Annotated in this window: 12 protein-coding genes, 1 tRNA gene and 1 riboswitch; of the genes, 5 read left to right on the forward strand and 8 right to left on the reverse strand. The window is 64.2% G+C overall.

Going from position 1 to position 16,786, the window contains the following annotated elements:
* Positions 1–50: 50 nt before the first annotated feature.
* Positions 51–938 carry a hydrogen peroxide-inducible genes activator gene (locus Q0330_RS07025; RefSeq protein WP_299476495.1) on the reverse strand — a complete coding sequence of 296 codons (888 nt, stop codon included), beginning with the start codon at positions 936–938 and terminating at the stop codon, positions 51–53.
* Positions 939–1,074: 136 nt separating this feature from the next.
* Here Q0330_RS07025 and katG point away from each other — a divergent pair, with 136 nt between their 5' ends.
* The gene (gene katG, locus Q0330_RS07030; protein ID WP_299476498.1) at positions 1,075–3,255 is read left to right on the forward strand and encodes a catalase/peroxidase HPI; all 2,181 of its coding nucleotides are present in this window, start codon (positions 1,075–1,077) and stop codon (positions 3,253–3,255) included.
* A 26-nt stretch (positions 3,256–3,281) separates the two neighbouring features.
* Here katG and Q0330_RS07035 read toward each other — a convergent pair whose 3' ends face one another.
* The 5 genes from Q0330_RS07035 to Q0330_RS07055 all read right to left on the reverse strand — a co-directional run bounded on the left by Q0330_RS07035 (position 3,282) and on the right by Q0330_RS07055 (position 8,933).
* The gene (locus Q0330_RS07035; protein WP_299476668.1) at positions 3,282–4,025 is read right to left on the reverse strand and encodes an ABC transporter ATP-binding protein; all 744 of its coding nucleotides are present in this window, start codon (positions 4,023–4,025) and stop codon (positions 3,282–3,284) included.
* Positions 4,022–4,996 (reverse strand): iron ABC transporter permease, encoded by a 975-nt coding sequence (locus Q0330_RS07040; protein ID WP_299476502.1) that lies wholly within the window; start codon positions 4,994–4,996, stop codon positions 4,022–4,024. The genes Q0330_RS07035 and Q0330_RS07040 overlap by 4 nt, the downstream gene beginning before the upstream one ends.
* Positions 4,993–5,784: an ABC transporter substrate-binding protein gene (locus Q0330_RS07045; protein WP_299476505.1), complete on the reverse strand. Its 792-nt coding sequence runs from the start codon at positions 5,782–5,784 to the stop codon at positions 4,993–4,995. The genes Q0330_RS07040 and Q0330_RS07045 overlap by 4 nt, the downstream gene beginning before the upstream one ends.
* Positions 5,778–7,637, reverse strand: a complete 1,860-nt coding sequence (locus Q0330_RS07050) for a TonB-dependent receptor (protein ID WP_299476508.1) — start codon at positions 7,635–7,637, stop codon at positions 5,778–5,780. Before Q0330_RS07050 ends, Q0330_RS07045 begins: the two co-directional genes overlap by 7 nt.
* A 116-nt stretch (positions 7,638–7,753) precedes the next feature.
* Positions 7,754–7,950: riboswitch (cobalamin riboswitch) on the reverse strand.
* Positions 7,951–7,991: 41 nt separating this feature from the next.
* A complete protein-coding gene (locus Q0330_RS07055) occupies positions 7,992–8,933 on the reverse strand; it encodes a DUF4123 domain-containing protein (protein WP_299476510.1) in 942 nt (313 codons plus the stop codon).
* A gap of 187 nt (positions 8,934–9,120) precedes the next feature.
* Between Q0330_RS07055 and Q0330_RS07060 the strand changes: the two genes are divergently transcribed.
* The gene (locus Q0330_RS07060) at positions 9,121–10,815 is read left to right on the forward strand and encodes a hypothetical protein (RefSeq protein WP_299476513.1); all 1,695 of its coding nucleotides are present in this window, start codon (positions 9,121–9,123) and stop codon (positions 10,813–10,815) included.
* Positions 10,816–11,128: 313 nt separating this feature from the next.
* Positions 11,129–12,676, forward strand: a complete 1,548-nt coding sequence (locus Q0330_RS07065) for a Hint domain-containing protein (RefSeq protein WP_299476516.1) — start codon at positions 11,129–11,131, stop codon at positions 12,674–12,676.
* Between the two features lie 223 nt (positions 12,677–12,899).
* Here Q0330_RS07065 and Q0330_RS07070 read toward each other — a convergent pair whose 3' ends face one another.
* On the reverse strand, positions 12,900–14,480 hold the full coding sequence (locus tag Q0330_RS07070) for a Hint domain-containing protein (RefSeq protein ID WP_299476520.1): 1,581 nt from the start codon (positions 14,478–14,480) through the stop codon (positions 12,900–12,902).
* A 312-nt stretch (positions 14,481–14,792) separates the two neighbouring features.
* Here Q0330_RS07070 and Q0330_RS07075 point away from each other — a divergent pair.
* Positions 14,793–14,869, forward strand: a tRNA-Pro gene (locus tag Q0330_RS07075).
* 361 nt (positions 14,870–15,230) lie between these two features.
* A complete protein-coding gene (locus Q0330_RS07080; protein ID WP_299476523.1) occupies positions 15,231–15,509 on the forward strand; it encodes an SH3 domain-containing protein in 279 nt (92 codons plus the stop codon).
* 59 nt (positions 15,510–15,568) lie between these two features.
* On the opposite strand, the gene Q0330_RS07085 is transcribed toward Q0330_RS07080, so the two are convergent.
* On the reverse strand, positions 15,569–16,672 hold the full coding sequence (locus Q0330_RS07085; RefSeq protein WP_299476526.1) for a DUF389 domain-containing protein: 1,104 nt from the start codon (positions 16,670–16,672) through the stop codon (positions 15,569–15,571).
* Between the last annotated feature and the right edge of the window lie 114 nt (positions 16,673–16,786).

Raw genomic sequence — 16,786 nt, forward strand, 5'->3', positions numbered from 1 at the left:
CAAACTACTTCACCGCCACCGGATATGCATCAAGTTAAAATCGAAATGCTCTAGGTCTTCCCGATATCGGCGACGATCTGGGCGATCTGGGCGAAACGGTCGGCCAGCGGATTGGATTTCCGCCAGACCATGCCGATGGTCCGCGTCGGTCGGGGCCGCGCCAGCCGCGCGACCGAGACGCTGGCCAGCCGGGTCTCGACCTCGACCGCCATTTCGGGGATCAGCGTCACCCCGATCCCGGCGCCGACCATTTGCACGAGCGTAGACAGCGAACTGCCTTCCATCAGCCCGCGCGCCGGCTGCGGCAGCTTGCAGAAGGACAGCGCCTGATCGCGGAAGCAATGGCCTTCCTCCAGCAGCAGCAGGCGCATCTGCTGAAGGCCCTCGGCGCTCGGCACCGGCATTTCGGCGTCGCTCGCGGGGCGGACCAGCACGAATTCCTCGTCGAACAGCGCCACCTCGTGCAGCGCCGGTTCCGAGACCGGCAGCGCGACAATGGCGATATCCAGCCGCGATTCTAGCAGGTCGCCGATCAGCCGCAGGGTCACCGTCTCTCGCGGTTGCGGGTCGAGCAGCGGGAACTGCCGCTGCAACGCCTGGATCAGGCGCGGCAGAAGATAGGGCGCGACGGTCGGAATGACGCCGATCCGCAGCGGGCCGGACAGGCTGTCGCCATCGGCGCGGGCCAGATCGCCCAACTCGTCCACGGCGCGCAGGATTTCGCGCGCGCGGGCGGCGAATTGATGGCCGAGCGCGGTCAGCCGCACCTGCCGCGCGCCCCGTTCGACCAGCGGCGCGCCCAGTTGGGCCTCCAACTCCTTGATCTGCATGGACAGCGCCGGCTGGGTGATGGCGCAGTCTTCCGCAGCGCGTCCGAACTGGCCGGTGCGGGCAAGCGCCTCGAAGTAGCGAAGCTGTTTCAAGGTCAGAGATAACATCAGAACAATTTATACTACGGGTAAGAAAATGCAATTATTCATGATCGGACCCGGATGCTATTCTCGGCCCGGAAAGAAGCGCGCGTTCCGCTGTTCCCGGGTGGCCGGGGCGGACCAGCCAGCAAGGAGATTTCAGATGGATGGCAATGACAATCCGACCGGAAAATGCCCGGTCATGCATGGCGGGATGACCGAAAGCGGCGAATCGGTGACCAGCTGGTGGCCGCAATCGCTGAACCTCGACATCCTGTCGCAGCACGATGCGAAGACCAACCCGATGGGCCCGGATTTCAACTATCGCGATGAGTTGAAGAAGCTGGATGTCGCGGCGCTGAAGGCCGATCTGCGGGCGCTGATGACCGAAAGCCAGGACTGGTGGCCCGCCGATTGGGGCAGCTATGTCGGCATGTTCGCGCGGGTGTCGTGGCACGCGGCGGGGTCTTACCGGCTGGCCGACGGGCGCGGCGGTGCCGGCACCGGCAACCAGCGTTTCGCGCCGATCAACAGCTGGCCGGACAATGCCAATACCGACAAGGGCCGCCGCATCCTGTGGCCGATCAAGAAGAAATACGGCAACCGGATCAGCTGGGCCGACCTGATCGCCCTTGCCGGCACCATCGCCTATGACGTGGCCGGCCTGAAAACCTTTGGTTTCGGCTTCGGCCGCGAGGATATCTGGCACCCCGAGAAGGACACCTATTGGGGGGCCGAGAAGGAATGGCTGGCCCCCTCGGACGGGCGTTACGACAATGTCGATGCGCCCGAGACGATGGAAAACCCGCTGGCCGCTGTGCAGATGGGGCTGATCTATGTGAACCCGGAAGGGGTGAACGGCAAGCCGGACCCGCTGAAGACCGCCGCGCAGATGCGCGAGACCTTCGCCCGCATGGCCATGAATGACGAGGAAACCGTGGCCCTGACCGTCGGCGGCCACACCATCGGCAAGGCGCATGGCAATGGCCGGGCCGAGAACCTCAGCCCGGCACCGGAAGGCGCGCCGCTGGACGAACAGGGCCTCGGCTGGCTGAACACCAAGGGCCGCAGCATCGGCCGCGATCAGGTCGTGAGCGGCATTGAGGGCGCCTGGACCACCCATCCGACGAAATGGGATAACGGTTTCCTGAAGATGCTGCTGGAACATGACTGGGAACTGCGCAAAAGCCCCGCCGGCGCGAACCAGTGGGAGCCGGTCTCGATCGCCGAGGAAGACAAGCCGGTCGATGTCGAGGATCCCTCGATCCGCTACAACCCGATCATGACCGATGCCGACATGGCACTGAAGATGGACCCGATCTATCGAGAGATCTGCGAGAAATTCTACAAGGACCAGTCGGCGCTGGATGACGCTTTCGCCCGCGCCTGGTTCAAGCTGACCCATCGCGACATGGGGCCGAAGGCGCGCTATTTCGGCCCCGATGTGCCCTCGGAAGAGCTGATCTGGCAGGACCCGATCCCGGCTGGCCCGACCGGCTATGACGCGGCGGCGGTGAAGGCCAGGATCGCGGCTTCGGGTCTTTCGGTTGCCGACATGGTCTCGACCGCATGGGACAGCGCCCGGACCTATCGCGGCTCGGACATGCGCGGCGGTGCCAATGGCGCGCGCATCCGTCTGGCCCCGCAGAAGGACTGGCAGGGCAACGAGCCCGAGCGTCTGGCCCGCGTGCTGTCGGTGCTGGAGCCCATCGCGGCGGAAACCGGTGCCTCGATTGCCGATGTGATCGTGCTGGCCGGCAATCTGGGGGTCGAGCAGGCGGCGAAGGCTGCGGGCTTCGATGTCACCGTGCCCTTCACGCCCGGTCGCGGCGACGCCACCGATGCGCAGACCGATGCCGAAAGCTTCGACGTGCTGGAGCCGCTGGCCGATGGCTATCGCAACTGGGCGAAGACCGAATATGTCGTCTCGCCCGAGGAAATGATGCTGGACCGCACCCAGCTTCTGGGCCTGACGGCGCCGGAAATGGTGGTCCTGACCGGTGGCATGCGGGCCATGGGCACCAATCATGGTGGCAGCAAGCACGGCGTCTTCACCGACCGCGAGGGCGCGCTGACGAACGACTTCTTCGTCAACCTGACCGATATGCGCTTCCAGTGGGTGCCGGTCGGCAACGGGCTTTACGAATTGCGCGACCGCAAGACCGGCAAGGCCAGATGGACCGCGACCAGCACCGATCTGGTTTTCGGCTCGAACTCGATCCTGCGCGCCTATTCCGAGGTCTATGCCCAGGACGACAATGCCGGGAAGTTCGTGCGCGACTTCGTGGCCGCATGGGCCAAGGTCATGGACAACGACCGCTTCGACGTCAAACTCGCAGCCTGAGCCATGGGCGCCCCCGTTGGGGCGCCTCAGCTCAACACTCGGAGGGGCTGGAACACCGGCCCTTCCTTCGTTTGTGCGAACTGCCCCTCGATCCCGAAGACGCGGGCCAGAAGGTCGGGGGTCAGCACCTCGGCCGGCGGGCCGTCGGCGACGATCCGGCCCCGATCCATCATCACCAGCCTTGTGCAATGCCGCGCGGCCAGGCCGAGATCGTGCAACGACGCGATCACGGCGCGGCCTTCCTGCGCCAGATCCCGGAACAGTTGCATGGTGGCGATCTGATAGGCGGGGTCGAGCCCGGCAATGGGTTCATCCGCCATCAGCACGGGCGTATCCTGCGCCAGTGCGCGGGCGATCAGGCTGCGGGCAAGCTCTCCTCCCGACAATTCGGTGATGGGGCGATGGCGCAGGGCTTGCAGGCCCATGCGGCTCAGCGCGGCTTCGATATGGGCGGGGTCGGCATCGGGGCGGCGATGCGGGATGCGGCCAAGGCGGATAAGGTTTTCGACGCTGACCGGCCAGACCGCTTCGCGCGCTTGCGGCAGCCATGCGGCGGTCAGCGCACGGCGGGCGGGCGGCAGGGCGGAAAGGGTCGAGGCGCCCTCGGCCGGGATCAGCCCGAGGGCCGCGCGCATCAGCGTCGTCTTGCCGGCGCCATTGGGGCCGATCAGCCCGACGAACTCCCCACCGCCAAGGGACAGGCTGGCGGTATCGAGGGTGACGCGGGCGCCGCGCCGGACGGTCAGGTTCCGGATCTCGACCCGCATCAGAAACCCCGCCTTTGCCGCCAGATCAGGTGCAGGAAGACCGGCGCGCCGATCAGGGCCATGACCACGCCCAGCTTCAGGTCGCGCCCCGGCAGCACGACCCGCACCACGATATCGGCGGCCAGCACAAGCGCCGCCCCGCCAAGCGCGGATGCCAGCAGCAGCCGCCCCGGCCTGCCGCCGACCGCGCCGCGCAGCAGATGCGGCACCACAAGCCCGACAAAGCCCACCGCACCCGCCACCGCCGTCGCCGCCCCGACCATGGCCGCGACCCCCAGAACGACGCGCAGCCGAAGCCCGCGCAGGTCGATGCCCATCGAGGCCGCTGCGTCCTCCCCCAGCGTCAGCGCATCGAGACCACGGCCCGCGCCCCACAGCAGGGCCGCGCCTGCCGCCATGACCGGCGCGGCAATGGCGACATGCAGCCAGGACCGGTCGGCCAGCGAGCCCATCATCCAGAACACGATCTCGCCCGCCGCGAAGGGATTGGGCGAGAGGTTCAGGACCAGCGAGGTCAGCGCCCCGGCGAAGGCGGAAATCGCGACCCCCGCCAGGATCAGCGCCAGCGAACCGCCGCCCGGCCCGGCCAGCAGCACGATCAGCCCAACCGCGATGCCCGCCCCCGCCAGCGCCGCCATCGGCAGCGCCAGCGCGAAAGCGGCGGCGATGCCGGTCTGCAGGGCGATCACCGCGCCAAGGGCGGCGGAAGCGGAGACGCCGATCAGCCCCGGCTCGGCCAGCGGGTTGCGCAGATAGCCCTGCATGGCCGCGCCCGACAGTCCCAGCGAGGCGCCGACCAGCAGCCCCAGCACCGCGCGCGGCGCCCGGATCTCGCGCATTACCAGCCCGAGCGCGCCTTCGCCTGACCACAGCGCCCGCAGGCTCTCGCCGATCCCGGCATCCGCCGGCCCGATCAGCAGCGAGGCCAGCATCAAGGTCAGGCAAAGAAGGCAAAGCGGCAGCAGCACCCTCATTGCGCCAGCCTCGCGGCGGTGCCGGCGATGGCGGGCAAGCCGCAGATCCAGTCGCGGTCGGGGACGCTGCGCCGCTCGGCCGGGATGGCGGCAAAGGCGGGGTGATCGGTGATGCTTTCGGCGCGCGAGGGCGGGTCGTAGCGGCTGCCCGTCACCAGCATCTCGGGCGCGGCCATGACCAATTCTTCCAGCGCCAGATGACCGCCGGCAAGGCCCAGCCTTTCGGACAGGGGCACCAGCCCGGCCCGTTGCATGACCTCGGCCGACAGGCTGTCAGGTCCGGCGGTCATGCCATTGGCGCCATAAGTCGCGGCCAGCCGCGCCGGCCCCGGCGTGATCGCCGCCAGATCGGCATCGAAGCGCGCCAGCACCGCCGCCGCGCGGTCGGGCTGGTCCAGCAACGCGCCCATCCGGGCGATCTGGTCGCGGATATCGGCGATGGAATTTGCCGGCGGCAGGGTCTCGACCCGAAACCCCAGCTGGCGCAGCATCTCGACCGCCGGGCCGGTCGACCAGGTTCCGGCAAGAATCAGGTCGGGGGCGTGAAGAAACACCTCCTCGGCGCTGCCGTGATTGAGGGGAAGGCCCCTGGCCTCATCGCTCATCAGCGACACGCTCGGGTCAACGGCGAGCCATGAGACCGAGGCAAGCTGCCCCGGCGCCGCGACCAGCATCGCCAGTTGATCGGTGCAGAGGTTCATCGACACGACGCGCCGCGGCGCCTCTGCCAGGACCGGGGCCGCCGCGCCCGCGAGCATGATCGCAAGCGCGGCGGCCAGCCTTACCATTTCGCGTTCAACCCCAGATAGGCGGTGCGGCCACGCGCCGGATAGCCCCAGGCATCGGCATAACCTTCGTCGAACAGGTTCGTCACCCGCCCGGTCAGCCGCACCCGGTCGGTCAGGTCATAGCCGGCGGCCATGTTGACCACGGTGTAATCCGGCAGTTCGGTCACCGCATAGGTGCCCCAGCCTTCGGCGTCGTAATTCCCGGCCACATAGGTCACGTCGCCCGAGACGCTGCCGCGCCCTTCTGCGAACAGATAGGTCGCGTTCAGGCCGAACTGGTGGCGCGGGCGGCGGATTTCGACGCTGCCATCGGGGTTTCTGGCGTGCAGATAGGTGTAATCGGCCCCGAGGCTGAGGCTGTCGCTGGCCTGCCAGTTGCCGGCGATCTCGACGCCCCGGCGTTTGCTGGTGCCGTCCTGATTATAGTAATTGGTGCCATCGGGCAGGGTCACGCCGGACCAGGTGATCTCGTTTTTCAGATCCTCGCGGAACAGGGTCAGGTCGACCACGGCGCGCCCGTCAAGCAGCGTCGCCTCGACGCCCAGATCGAAGCTGCGGTTTTCCTCGGGCGTCAGGTCCGGGTTGCCGACATAGCCCCAGCCGCCGAAAAGCTCGGCATAGGCGGGGTTGACGACGCCGCGCCCGGCCGAGGCATGGAGCCGCAAGGGCGCGTTCGGCATCTGCCAGCTTAGCCCGAGCGACCAGGTGGTGGCGTCCTTGAAGACATCGTTATTATCGTGGCGCAGGCCAAGCTGGACATCCAGCCCATTGGCGAAGGCACCGCGATATTCGACGATGGCGGAATCCGAGCGGCGATTCTGGCTCGTCGCAAGGCTGTTCTCGTCCTTGCGGTGTTCCAGCCCGAAGGCGACGGTCTGGGTTGCGGCATCGACAGTGCCGTCGACGCCGTAGACGGCGCGGTATTTCCACAGATCGGTGCGCGCCTCGGTCCGGGTCCATTGGTGATCGTCATATTCGTAGCGGGTCTGATCGTAAGACAGGCGGTGGTTCAGCCGTCCGTCCAGGGTCTCGGCCTCAAGCCAAAGCTGGCCGCCGCGTTCCACCCGGTCGGCGCGGTTGTCGCTGTCCTGAAGATAGTCGTCCGGGCCGGTCGCCGCCCAGCTTACCCCGTCATATTCGTATGTCTCGTCGGCGCGGCGCAGGTTGACGCCGGCGCTCAGCCAGTCTGTCAGCGCGTAATCGGCCGCGAACTGCACCGAGGAACGCCGCAGCCCGTCATCGTCGCCGCCGCTGCCCGAGATGTCATAGCCGTGATCGTTGCGGCGGCTGAAATTCAGCGCCACCCCGCCGCGCGCGCTGCGCTGGCTGAGATGGGCGTAACCCGACCAGCCATCGCCATATTCGACCCCGACCCGGGCCTGCCGGCCCTCGCCCCCCTTGTCGGTGACGATATTGATCACCCCGGCCGAGGCATCGGCGCCGAAGAAGACCGATTGCGGGCCGCGCAGAACCTCGATCCGCTCGATATTGGCGGTCGAGAGGCCCGAGAAGTAATATTCCTGATCGCCGGCGGCGGCGCGGATGCCGTCGATCAGCACCAGCGTGTGATTGCCCTCAGCCCCGCGAATGCGGATCTGGGTATTGCTTTCGCCCGAGGCGCTGACGGCGACGCCCGGCACCTGGCGCAGCGCGTCCTGAACGGTGGCGATGCCGCGTTCCTCGATTTCCCTGGCGGTCAGGACGGTATTGGCGCGGCCATAGGCCTGCGCCTCGATCGGGGTCAGCCCGGCATCGAGATAGAGAGGGTCGAGCTGGATGGTATCGGCTTCCTGCGCCAGAGCGGCGACGGGAAGGGCAGTAAAGCAAAGCAAAAAGGCAAGGCGCATTGGCATGTCTTTCATTTGGCCCAAGGGAAACAGGGCCGGTCAAGAGAATGCCTGCGGGTGATCCGCAGGGGTGAAACATCACCGCTGCGGTCCTGCCGCTTCCTTGGCGCGCCCCGCACCACGGAAAGGGTGAATGCCCGGGCAGGTCTCCTGGCTTGCGGGTCTCGGCTTCGCCGGCCTTCCCGGTTTCCCAGTGGCACGAATGGCGTCACTCTCCGCCTACAGTTGCGGGGGCAGCCACGGCCACGACCCGAAGGCCGATCCCGTGTTCCCTTTTCACCGACGCGCGAGCGCCGGAACCTGAGCACCGCCTGAATGACCGCTGTCGAAGCGCGGGTCAAGAGGCCGTCGCCTTGAACCTCAGTCTATGGGCAGTTGGGAATTGGCCGGCGCGAGTGTCGCAATACGGGCGGCGAGGCCTCGCATCTTCTCGACCTCGTTCAGATCGGCGGCAAGGATGCGGGCCAGTTCATGTCCCGGATCGACATCCTCGAACCTGCCGCGCGCATGTAGGTCCCAGGCGGCGATGCGGAACAGATGCGCATGCTGACTGATCCCGAAGCCGGCGCAGCGCAGAGCGGTCTTTCGGACAATGCGGTCAAAATCCTCGGCGCCGATCTGTGTGACCAGTTGCGGAAAAGCGGCGTTCATCTGCGCGACAAGCTGATCCTCGCCAACCTGCGACCGGGTTGCTTTCAGCGCCGCCAGTTCGTCCGTGCCCAGTCGGAACGGCCGGATGGGGCGGGCAGGCCCTGCGGGGATTGGCCCGGCACGATAGGCGCGCAGCCGGTCCGGGACACCATCCGGCACCAGGATTGCATCGATCAGGCCACCTTCGCGGGGGGAAAACCAGTGCCAGCGGTCCTCGGCCCGGGCGATGGCATCGAAATAGGCAATGGCGGCGGGCGGGTCCCAGAACCGGAAAAGGCAGGGCCGCCCCTCGGCCTCGGCATGCAGAAAGCGCCGGAAATGCCGGCGGAGCGGGTTCAGCCCGAGGCTGGACAGAAGAAGGATACCATGCAGCACCCGCGGCTTGGCGGTCAGGTCGTCTGGGCCGCCCAGCAAGGCCTGCAATTGCGAAAGCTCGCCATTCAGGCTGACCAGATAGGGCGCGACATCGCGCAGCTTCTGGGCTGCCTTGCTGCCGTCGAAAAGGCTCAGGGCTGCCGCCCCCGACGCCTTGATCCGGGCGGGCAGACCCGGCAGGCGCGCCGCGTCCAGAAGGGCGGTGATCGAACCGGGCCGCCCGGCCAAGCCGGGAAGTTCACCAAAGGTGACGATATCCGTATCAGCGATCGACAAGAGACCTGCCTTCACAACCTCCGGGCGTTCCGGAACCACATCCACTTTCAACTAAAGGTAACGATTGTTCAAACCCTTCATCGGCAGAATCGCCGGATCGCATTAAGAAAGGCCCCGCCACATGGCCTTGCAAATCCGGGCGACCTGCCCTTTCTTGGCGGCGAACCGTTATCAGAGGATTTTCAGCATGAGTTCGATTGCCCGCAAGATTGCCTCGGGAACCGCCTTGTCGATGATCATGGCAGGCACGGCTTCGGCTCAGACCGACCCCGCCTATCGCGCGCCGCTGGACGATGCTGCAGGCACCATCAACGCGATCTCGTTCCTGCCACTGGCACTTTTGACCGCCATCGTAATGGGTGGGGCGGGTGCCGCGTCTGCGGCGGGAGATGAAGGTCAGGGCTTTTCCGCTGCAACCGTGGCCGAAGCACTGGCGCGGGTTGCGGTGTCCTATGGCCGTGTCGTGGCCGATATCCGCTATGGCGCGCTGGAGGCCGACAGCGCGCGCGGATCGCTGGTGATGCGCGACCTTCAGATCGACGGGATCGGCGATTACGAGAACTGTTCGATCACGCTCGGCAAGCTGGAAGTGTCCGGCCTCAGCTTCTGGGGGGCCGAGGATCTGCGCAGCCGGTTCGAGGCCTCGGATCTGGCCATTGCCACCAATTGCTTCGGCCCCAATGCCGCGATGATCGGCATGGTCACGGGCGGACCGACGATTCCGCTGGAATCGCTGGTCATCGACGCACGCCAGATCTCAGGCAGCGGTGCGGCAACCTTCGATATCGAGGCGGTCAGCCCCGGCATTGCCCGGATCGAAGGCAGCGCCGATTTCGCCTATGTCGCCCTCTCGATGCCCGGCCTGCTGGAGGAAATCTCCGGGCAGAGCAATCCTTACGATGTCAACGATCCGACTTTCGACAAGGACGGCAACCTGATCCAGCCGGGCATGGGGCCGTCCCAGCCCGAGGCCGGTCTGCGCGGCCAGTTGCGCGCGGCCCATCTCACCGCCGAGAATCTCGGTCTGTGGGAGCGTCTGAAACCGCTGATGCCGCCCGACATGATCGGTCCGGAGGCGGTACAGGGCGTCGTCACCGCCGAGCCGGGGACCGAGCTTCGCACCACCGAGGAGGCACTGGCCGGGGTTTTGACGAATTTCATCGCCCAGCCCGGACTGGTCACCGCCGAGATACGCCCCGGCGAGCCCATCACCTTCGATACCACCCGATGGCTCACCCCCGAGGAGGCGGTGGTCCAGTTGCAACCCGTCTTCACCAATGCCCGGCCGACGCCGCCCCTGCCGCTGATCGCGGCGCCGGACAGCCTCGACGATCCGCTGGCCCTTGGCCTGGCCCTGGCCGAGGGGCGCGGTCTGCCGCAGAACAGCCGCCGCGCCATCGAGGTGCTGAGCCCACTTGAAGACAATGCCGAAGCCATGCTGACCGTCGCCCGGCTGAGCACCGATACCGATCCCGCCAGCGCCTATGCCCATGCCCAGAAGGCCGCCGTTCTTGGTGACAGTTCTGCGCCCGCGGCGCTCGACCGGATCGAGGGACGTATTGCGACGGCGGACCTGCTCGCCGCGCAAGCGCCGGCAGACTCGGATGTCCCGGCGGATGCCTTCGACACCGTCGCGAAACTGCGTGATCTCGCCTATGCCTATGCAGAGGGTAAGGGCGTTCCGCGCAGCTATCTGCTGGCGCGCCGACTGGCCGGTTCGGCTGCGGCGGCGGGCGACGGGCAGGCGGCGTCGCTGATCGCGCGGCTGGACAGCCGGTTCGGTGACGATGCCGACTGGATCGCCGCCCGCGATGCGGCGGCCGATCAGGCGCTGGAAGACTGGACCGCACAGGACCTTGCCGCGCGCTTTTCCGCCCGGTGAAGACCCCTGATCCCGGCCGCGCCTTTCGGGGCGGGCCGGGAAATACGCCCCCAACGCGCCCTTTCTCAAGCGGCTGCGGGGTGGCAATCGCCTGTTGGCGCGGATCGCGGGCAAACGGTTAAGGATCAACGCCCAATGGGTAGCTTCCCCTCTCCCCCCCCGGCGGGGGTATTCTGCAATCGCACCCGGCAGCCAAGTGGTTCTCTGAAGCTGTGCAGCGGGCTGGGAATGAATCGTCAGCATACGTCTCGCAAACGTTAGCTGCGCTTCCCCTGCCTTTGCACCAGTTCCGCGATTCACAGTGGCTTGTCGCGTGCAACGTGAAGCAACGGGGAAGGGCATCATCATGCCGACATTAAGCAACTTGTATTCGGTATCTGATTTTACCGGCGGTCTGACGGACCAGGAAACCGGGACCTTTACCCTCAACGCATCTGCGACTCCGGATTCCATTGATATCACGGATGATGACTCGATACTCGAGGACAACAATAATGACGGCGCGGGCCAAACGGTGGATCCAACGCTGCAAGTCCTGACCAACGACTATGATGGCATTCCAGCGGGAACGGGCCTTTATTCACGCGTCACCGGCGAGATTGACGTCACCGAGCCGGATGGAACCAAATACACGCTGGAAATGAACCAGATCGTCATTGGTGGAAACGTATACTTTAACTTCCAGCATGATGTGCCGCCGGGCTCAACCTTTGTGATCAAGTCCTGGAGTGCTGTAGGCAATACGAATTACGCCGATCTTGCCGGCGGCGATCCGATTGAGGAGTTCGAGTATAATCAGGTGATCTCGGACACCCTGGCCAATGCCATCATTGGCGGCGGTGCAACGGTGAACGAAGCCGATCTCAGCTCAATGTTCGTCAATGACCAGGACAGCATTCTTGAGGACAGCGTTGATGATGGTGCGGGCCAGACGCTGGATGCCAACATTCAGAACCTTTCCCAAGGGTTCGGGACACACGCTGCCGGGGCCTATGTGTTTGCGCGCGGCTATTATGACGTGACCAATACCGTAACCGGGGAAACCGGACGCCTTTATCAAATCCGTGTCTCGGACAACTACACCGGTGTGGGTTCCCCGGCGGTCAATGGGCAGTATTACGCGTTCAGCAATGATTTCAATGTCGGTGATGGATCCAATATTATCATCACGCCGTCCACATCCTTCCACGGCATCGGGGACGTCGCTCATGTTGCGTTGCTTGTGTGCTTCGCGTCTGGCACGCTGATCAGAACCCCATATGGCGAGACCCCGGTCGAGGATCTGTCTCAGGGTGATCTTGTTCTGACCGCTGACAATGGCTACCAACCGATCCGCTGGATCGGCAAGCGGCGTCTGTCCTACTTTGATCTCGCGGAACAGCCCGCGCTGCAACCGATCCGTATTCAGGCCGGCGCACTCGGCAATGGAACCCCGGCGCAGGACCTTCTGGTTTCACCCCAGCATCGGGTTCTGGTGGCTTCGCAAATCGCCCAAAGGATGTTTGGCGCGACCGAGGTTCTGGTTGCCGCGAAGCACCTGGTGCCGCTCGCCGGTATTGATGTCGCGCATGATGTGATCGAGGTGACCTATGTCCATATCCTGTTTGACCGCCACGAGGTGGTGTTCTCCAACAGCGCATTGACAGAGAGCCTCTATACGGGACCGCAGGCTCTGAAGTCGGTCAGCCCGGAGTCCAAGGCCGAGATACTGACCATTTTCCCGGAACTGGCTGACGTCGACTATGAACCTTTGTCCTGCCGCATGCTGGCCAATGGCCGTATGGGAAGAAAGCTGGCGATACGACACAAGAACAACAACAAGCCGGTTGTGCAAAGTGAACAACTCGGTGGCGTATGGTGATGAAACGCCATCTCAATTGAGGTGGCGTTTCGCAGGAACGCGCTGGAACCGCTTCAAGGCTGCTGGATAAGTCTCAAAGGTCGCTTTGATCGAACGCAACACAGCCTGACTGTTCAGGCGCGGCATGAGAGACCGCATCTCCATGCCCAATGCCTGAACAGGATGTCCCGTTCGTCGTCGCCGGCAAGACCAGCCGGCGACACCTTGCCGACAGCGCGCGTCGTCAGTTCAGCTTGGCAAGCGCCTTTTCATTGATCTGGTGACGCGCAACCAGGTGCTTTTGCCGCGCACCTTTCGGAATTTCGCGCACGGGCACCGGCACGAAATCCGGCATGTCCCATTCCGGGAAGATCGTCAGCAGTTCCTCGCGCTGTTCCGGCAGCATCATGTTCAACGCCTGCTGCCCGGCAAACAGGCTTTCGCTGATGGCACCGTCCGAGAAGACGAGTTCGTGACGCTCGAAGGCGAAGTGGACGTATTCGACCGTTTCCAGGTCCTCCGCCCGTTCCACCCCCTCAAGATCGAGCAGGTGCTTCGCCGCGACCAGCACTTCCGCGCAGCCGAACATGCGCTCGGCAATGGCCGAGGCGACAAGGATGCGGTGCTGCGGCGACACGACCATATCGCGCTGAGGGATATAGGGCCCAAGCGCGCCCGCCTTGATGCGGATCGGGCAGATCTTCGGCAGACTGCGCAGCATTTCCGGCGCGACCGCCCGCTTGCCGACCCAGAGAAGCGGCTGCAACCCGTTATCGAAGGTCATCACCATATCCCCGGCCACCAGATCACCGGCCCTGACCTCGCCCCGATCGGTCATGATCAAGACATCGGCCGAGAAGCAGGTATAGGCCGGCACAGCGATGATGCCTGTGCTGATCGAATCGGCACCGTTGTTGAAAGAGGTCGTCACGGTCACGTCGATATTTGTGCCAGCCAATGGCAGCGGATTGAAATCGATCTCATGGCCGTTGATGTTATAGCCCGTGGGGGTCGGTGTTATCGGCGCATTATTGATATCATAGATATAGCTGAACGTGTGCGGATTATTATTGGCGTCTACATAACTCAGCTCCACCGTGACGGAATCGACGTCGAGAATCGGCGGAGGAGAGGTGATCTCGTTAAGGATGTCGGCGACATTGGTGACCTTGACTGCACCGCCGGTATTATCCATTTGGTTGAGTTGGCTCAGGCTGCTGTTTACCCCAACACCGATGGCCGAGATATTGGCCCCGAAGGTGCTAGAAAGGGCGGAAGCGTCGTCAGTGAAGGTTCCGCCTGAGTTCTGCATACCATCGGACAGGAAGATCACCGTGTTATTCGCAGTTGGATCGACACCTTGGGAGCTCCAAGAACCATAAATATCCTGCAGCGGGTCTTCAAAGTTCGTCGATCCGCTGGAGTCCAGCCCATCGACCGCAGCATTGAACGCCGCCTGATCGTCGAGATTGAATATCCCGAGGACCGTTCCCGACGATCCATACTCTACCAGCGTGATCGTCACACGCGACGGGTCATAGCCGGCAGCCACATAGGCTTCGAACAATTCCTTCGCGGCAAGCTGCTGCGCTTCCAGATAGGTGTCGTTATCGCCGTCACCATCTACATCGCTGCCAGAATCCCATGCGGTCGAACCGGATGTGTCGATCGCAAGCGCGATATTGATATCGGAGTTGTCCTGCGCACCAAGACTGACATCATGGCTGATGGTGATGGAGTCGGTTGCGTATTCGGGAACGGTCGTTGTCGTCGTGACGGGCACACCGTCGATGGTATCGGAGGCCGTAATCGTCTGGCTAGGCATAACTCGCTCCTGGTCGTTACAGACATGTGGAAGAACGTTGCGTCAAATTGATTACATCCTAAGTGCATTATTGCACATTGGCAACTAAAGATCATGTTTTCCTATCCAAACGGATAGGGTAGCCGCAGTCCCCACCTGGCGTCAGCGGCCCGTGCCTCTCTAGCTGGCCTTTCTGCCCTTCGCTGCAGCTTGAGACGGAGGGCTCGATGCGTTCAGAATGGCCGCCCGTGCACCCGAGCCCAGGTCGCCGCCGTTTTCCGGCTGAGAGGCCTTGCATTCCCGCACCGCGCAGGCTACCAGCCACCTCACGGTCGGAGCGTAGCGCAGCCTGGTAGCGCACCTGCTTCGGGAGCAGGGGGTCGGAGGTTCGAATCCTCTCGCTCCGACCAGTTTGGCGATGGTCAATTGCCGCGATATTCTTCCTTGATTGTCACCATGCTTCCCTCGCGGCAGTCCGATGAGGGATCGTGCGGCCAAACGCCTGTCCAAGCCGAATCGGTCGCGACCTTATCGGCATGGCAGATCCACAGCCGCCTGTCAGGCCCGTCCCGTGCTGCTTGACCACATCCTCCAAGCGCCGCCGGGCTGATAATGCGGCGAAATCTCGACCGGAATCGACGCTCTGTTGAACGAGCCTTCAAGGGCTGGGCTTGCGCAACTTGTGACCCGCCTCACCTTGACCCGACACCTGCCCAGCTGTCATTTGCCGCCACGGTGTCGTAGTGATGGCAAAACAACCGAGGTCAGACAATGCGAACTCATTTAGCGGCTCTTCTCGCTCTCATGGTGCTCACCGGATGCGCGGTCGGTTCTGGTGCGGTGGTCAAGGGCGCCGGACCTGACGATCTGCTGAAGCTTCGTGAAGGCCCCGGGCTCAACCACAAGATCATAGTCGGCCTGCCCGACGGAACGCCCCTTACCCGTCAGAACTGCGTAACGAATGAGGGCAAAGTCTGGTGCAAGGTTGCGCTCACCGACCGGCCAGGCGTTTCGGGTTATGTGTCCGCTGACTATCTGGCGCCTCGCTGACGGCAAGACTGGCTCTTTGCCGACCATTGCGAGGCAGGACCGATCTGATCCAACGCCGCCTATTCTGCGGGCGCTTCCGGCGGCTTCGCCTCGTGGAAGATGACCGAGATCGGGATGATTTCCAGTCTGAGGGTAACTTCCTCGCCCAGCTCTGCCGAGATCAACTCGCGGAAGCGTTCCGAGGTTTCCTTGACCCGGTCCAGATTCGCGCGCAGCCCAAGCAGAACCACCGAGACCGAAAGCTGGCCGCCGACCCGCTCGCCCCGGACCTGCCAGACATAGCTGTCTTCGCTGACGATATCCGAACCCTCGTTGACCGCCTGCACATAAAGCCGCTTGACCAGATCCTCGACGAAGATGATTTCCAGCCGCCGGTCCAGCTTGTCGACCACGAAATAGGACGCCATCATGAGCGCCACGGCGACCACGACCGGCTTGCGCCAGCTGCCATAGCCCTGCAACCCGAAGATCAGCATGGCCGCCGCCACGATGCCGAGGAAGTTGGTCACGAACAGCAGCAGCGCGCCTGCGGCCATGCTGTTGCCATTGCCCTGATGGTGCAGGTCCGACATGGCGATGGCCTGGGCCGAAACGGCATCATTGCCAAGCGCCAGCCCGATGCCGACGACAGACAGAGGTGGCACGAGCGCCACCGCGATGGCCACCCCGGCGATGTAACTGGCGATGCCGGGCCGGGCATGGGCAAAGGCCGCCGCCGCGCCCGAGCAGAGCGCCACCAGCATGTCCAGCGTCGAAGGTGCCGTCCGCGCCAGGATTTCAGAGCCGACGACCCGCAGGCCAAGTACCTCGGTGCAGAAATAGGCAATGCCGACCACCAGCAGGATGCCGGTCAGGATCGAGGTCAGGGATTGCACGGCCAGCTTATGGGCGCCGGTGATCGCGGCGAAGGAAAAACCGATAATGGGCGACATCAGCGGCGCCACGATCATCGCGCCGATGATCGCCGGGGCACTGTTGCTGAGCAGCCCGAAAGAGGCGATGGCCGTGGCCATGCCGAGCATGAAGTAGAAATTCAGGCTGGGGACCGAGGATTGCTCGATCTGTTCGAAAAGCTGATGCTGCTGCGAGACCGAACCAGCCGAAGCACCGGCATCGACACCGTTCCGCGATGCGTCGGCTTTGGTTTCATCACCCTTCGGCACGGGCAAAACTCCTTCTGGACGACCTCGGGATTCGGGGTCGGCGATTGCGTCATTTTACCTAATTGGAAAGGCTGTGCGAAGACAATCGGGCTCGTGCAGGGGTGGCTGTGTCCC

Source organism: uncultured Paracoccus sp. (assembly GCF_937873615.1).
Classification (GTDB): Bacteria; Pseudomonadota; Alphaproteobacteria; order Rhodobacterales; family Rhodobacteraceae; genus Paracoccus.

Bases quoted from the DNA above. Each gene is read 5' to 3' on its own strand.
- Q0330_RS07025 (WP_299476495.1), bottom strand. From the start codon at position 938: ATGTTATCTCTGACCTTGAAACAGCTTCGCTACTTCGAGGCGCTTGCC.
- katG (WP_299476498.1), top strand. From the start codon at position 1,075: ATGGATGGCAATGACAATCCGACCGGAAAATGCCCGGTCATGCATGGC.
- Q0330_RS07040 (WP_299476502.1), bottom strand. From the start codon at position 4,996: ATGAGGGTGCTGCTGCCGCTTTGCCTTCTTTGCCTGACCTTGATGCTG.
- Q0330_RS07045 (WP_299476505.1), bottom strand. From the start codon at position 5,784: ATGGTAAGGCTGGCCGCCGCGCTTGCGATCATGCTCGCGGGCGCGGCG.
- Q0330_RS07050 (WP_299476508.1), bottom strand. From the start codon at position 7,637: ATGCCAATGCGCCTTGCCTTTTTGCTTTGCTTTACTGCCCTTCCCGTC.
- Q0330_RS07060 (WP_299476513.1), top strand. From the start codon at position 9,121: ATGAGTTCGATTGCCCGCAAGATTGCCTCGGGAACCGCCTTGTCGATG.
- Q0330_RS07070 (WP_299476520.1), bottom strand. From the start codon at position 14,480: ATGCCTAGCCAGACGATTACGGCCTCCGATACCATCGACGGTGTGCCC.
- Q0330_RS07080 (WP_299476523.1), top strand. From the start codon at position 15,231: ATGCGAACTCATTTAGCGGCTCTTCTCGCTCTCATGGTGCTCACCGGA.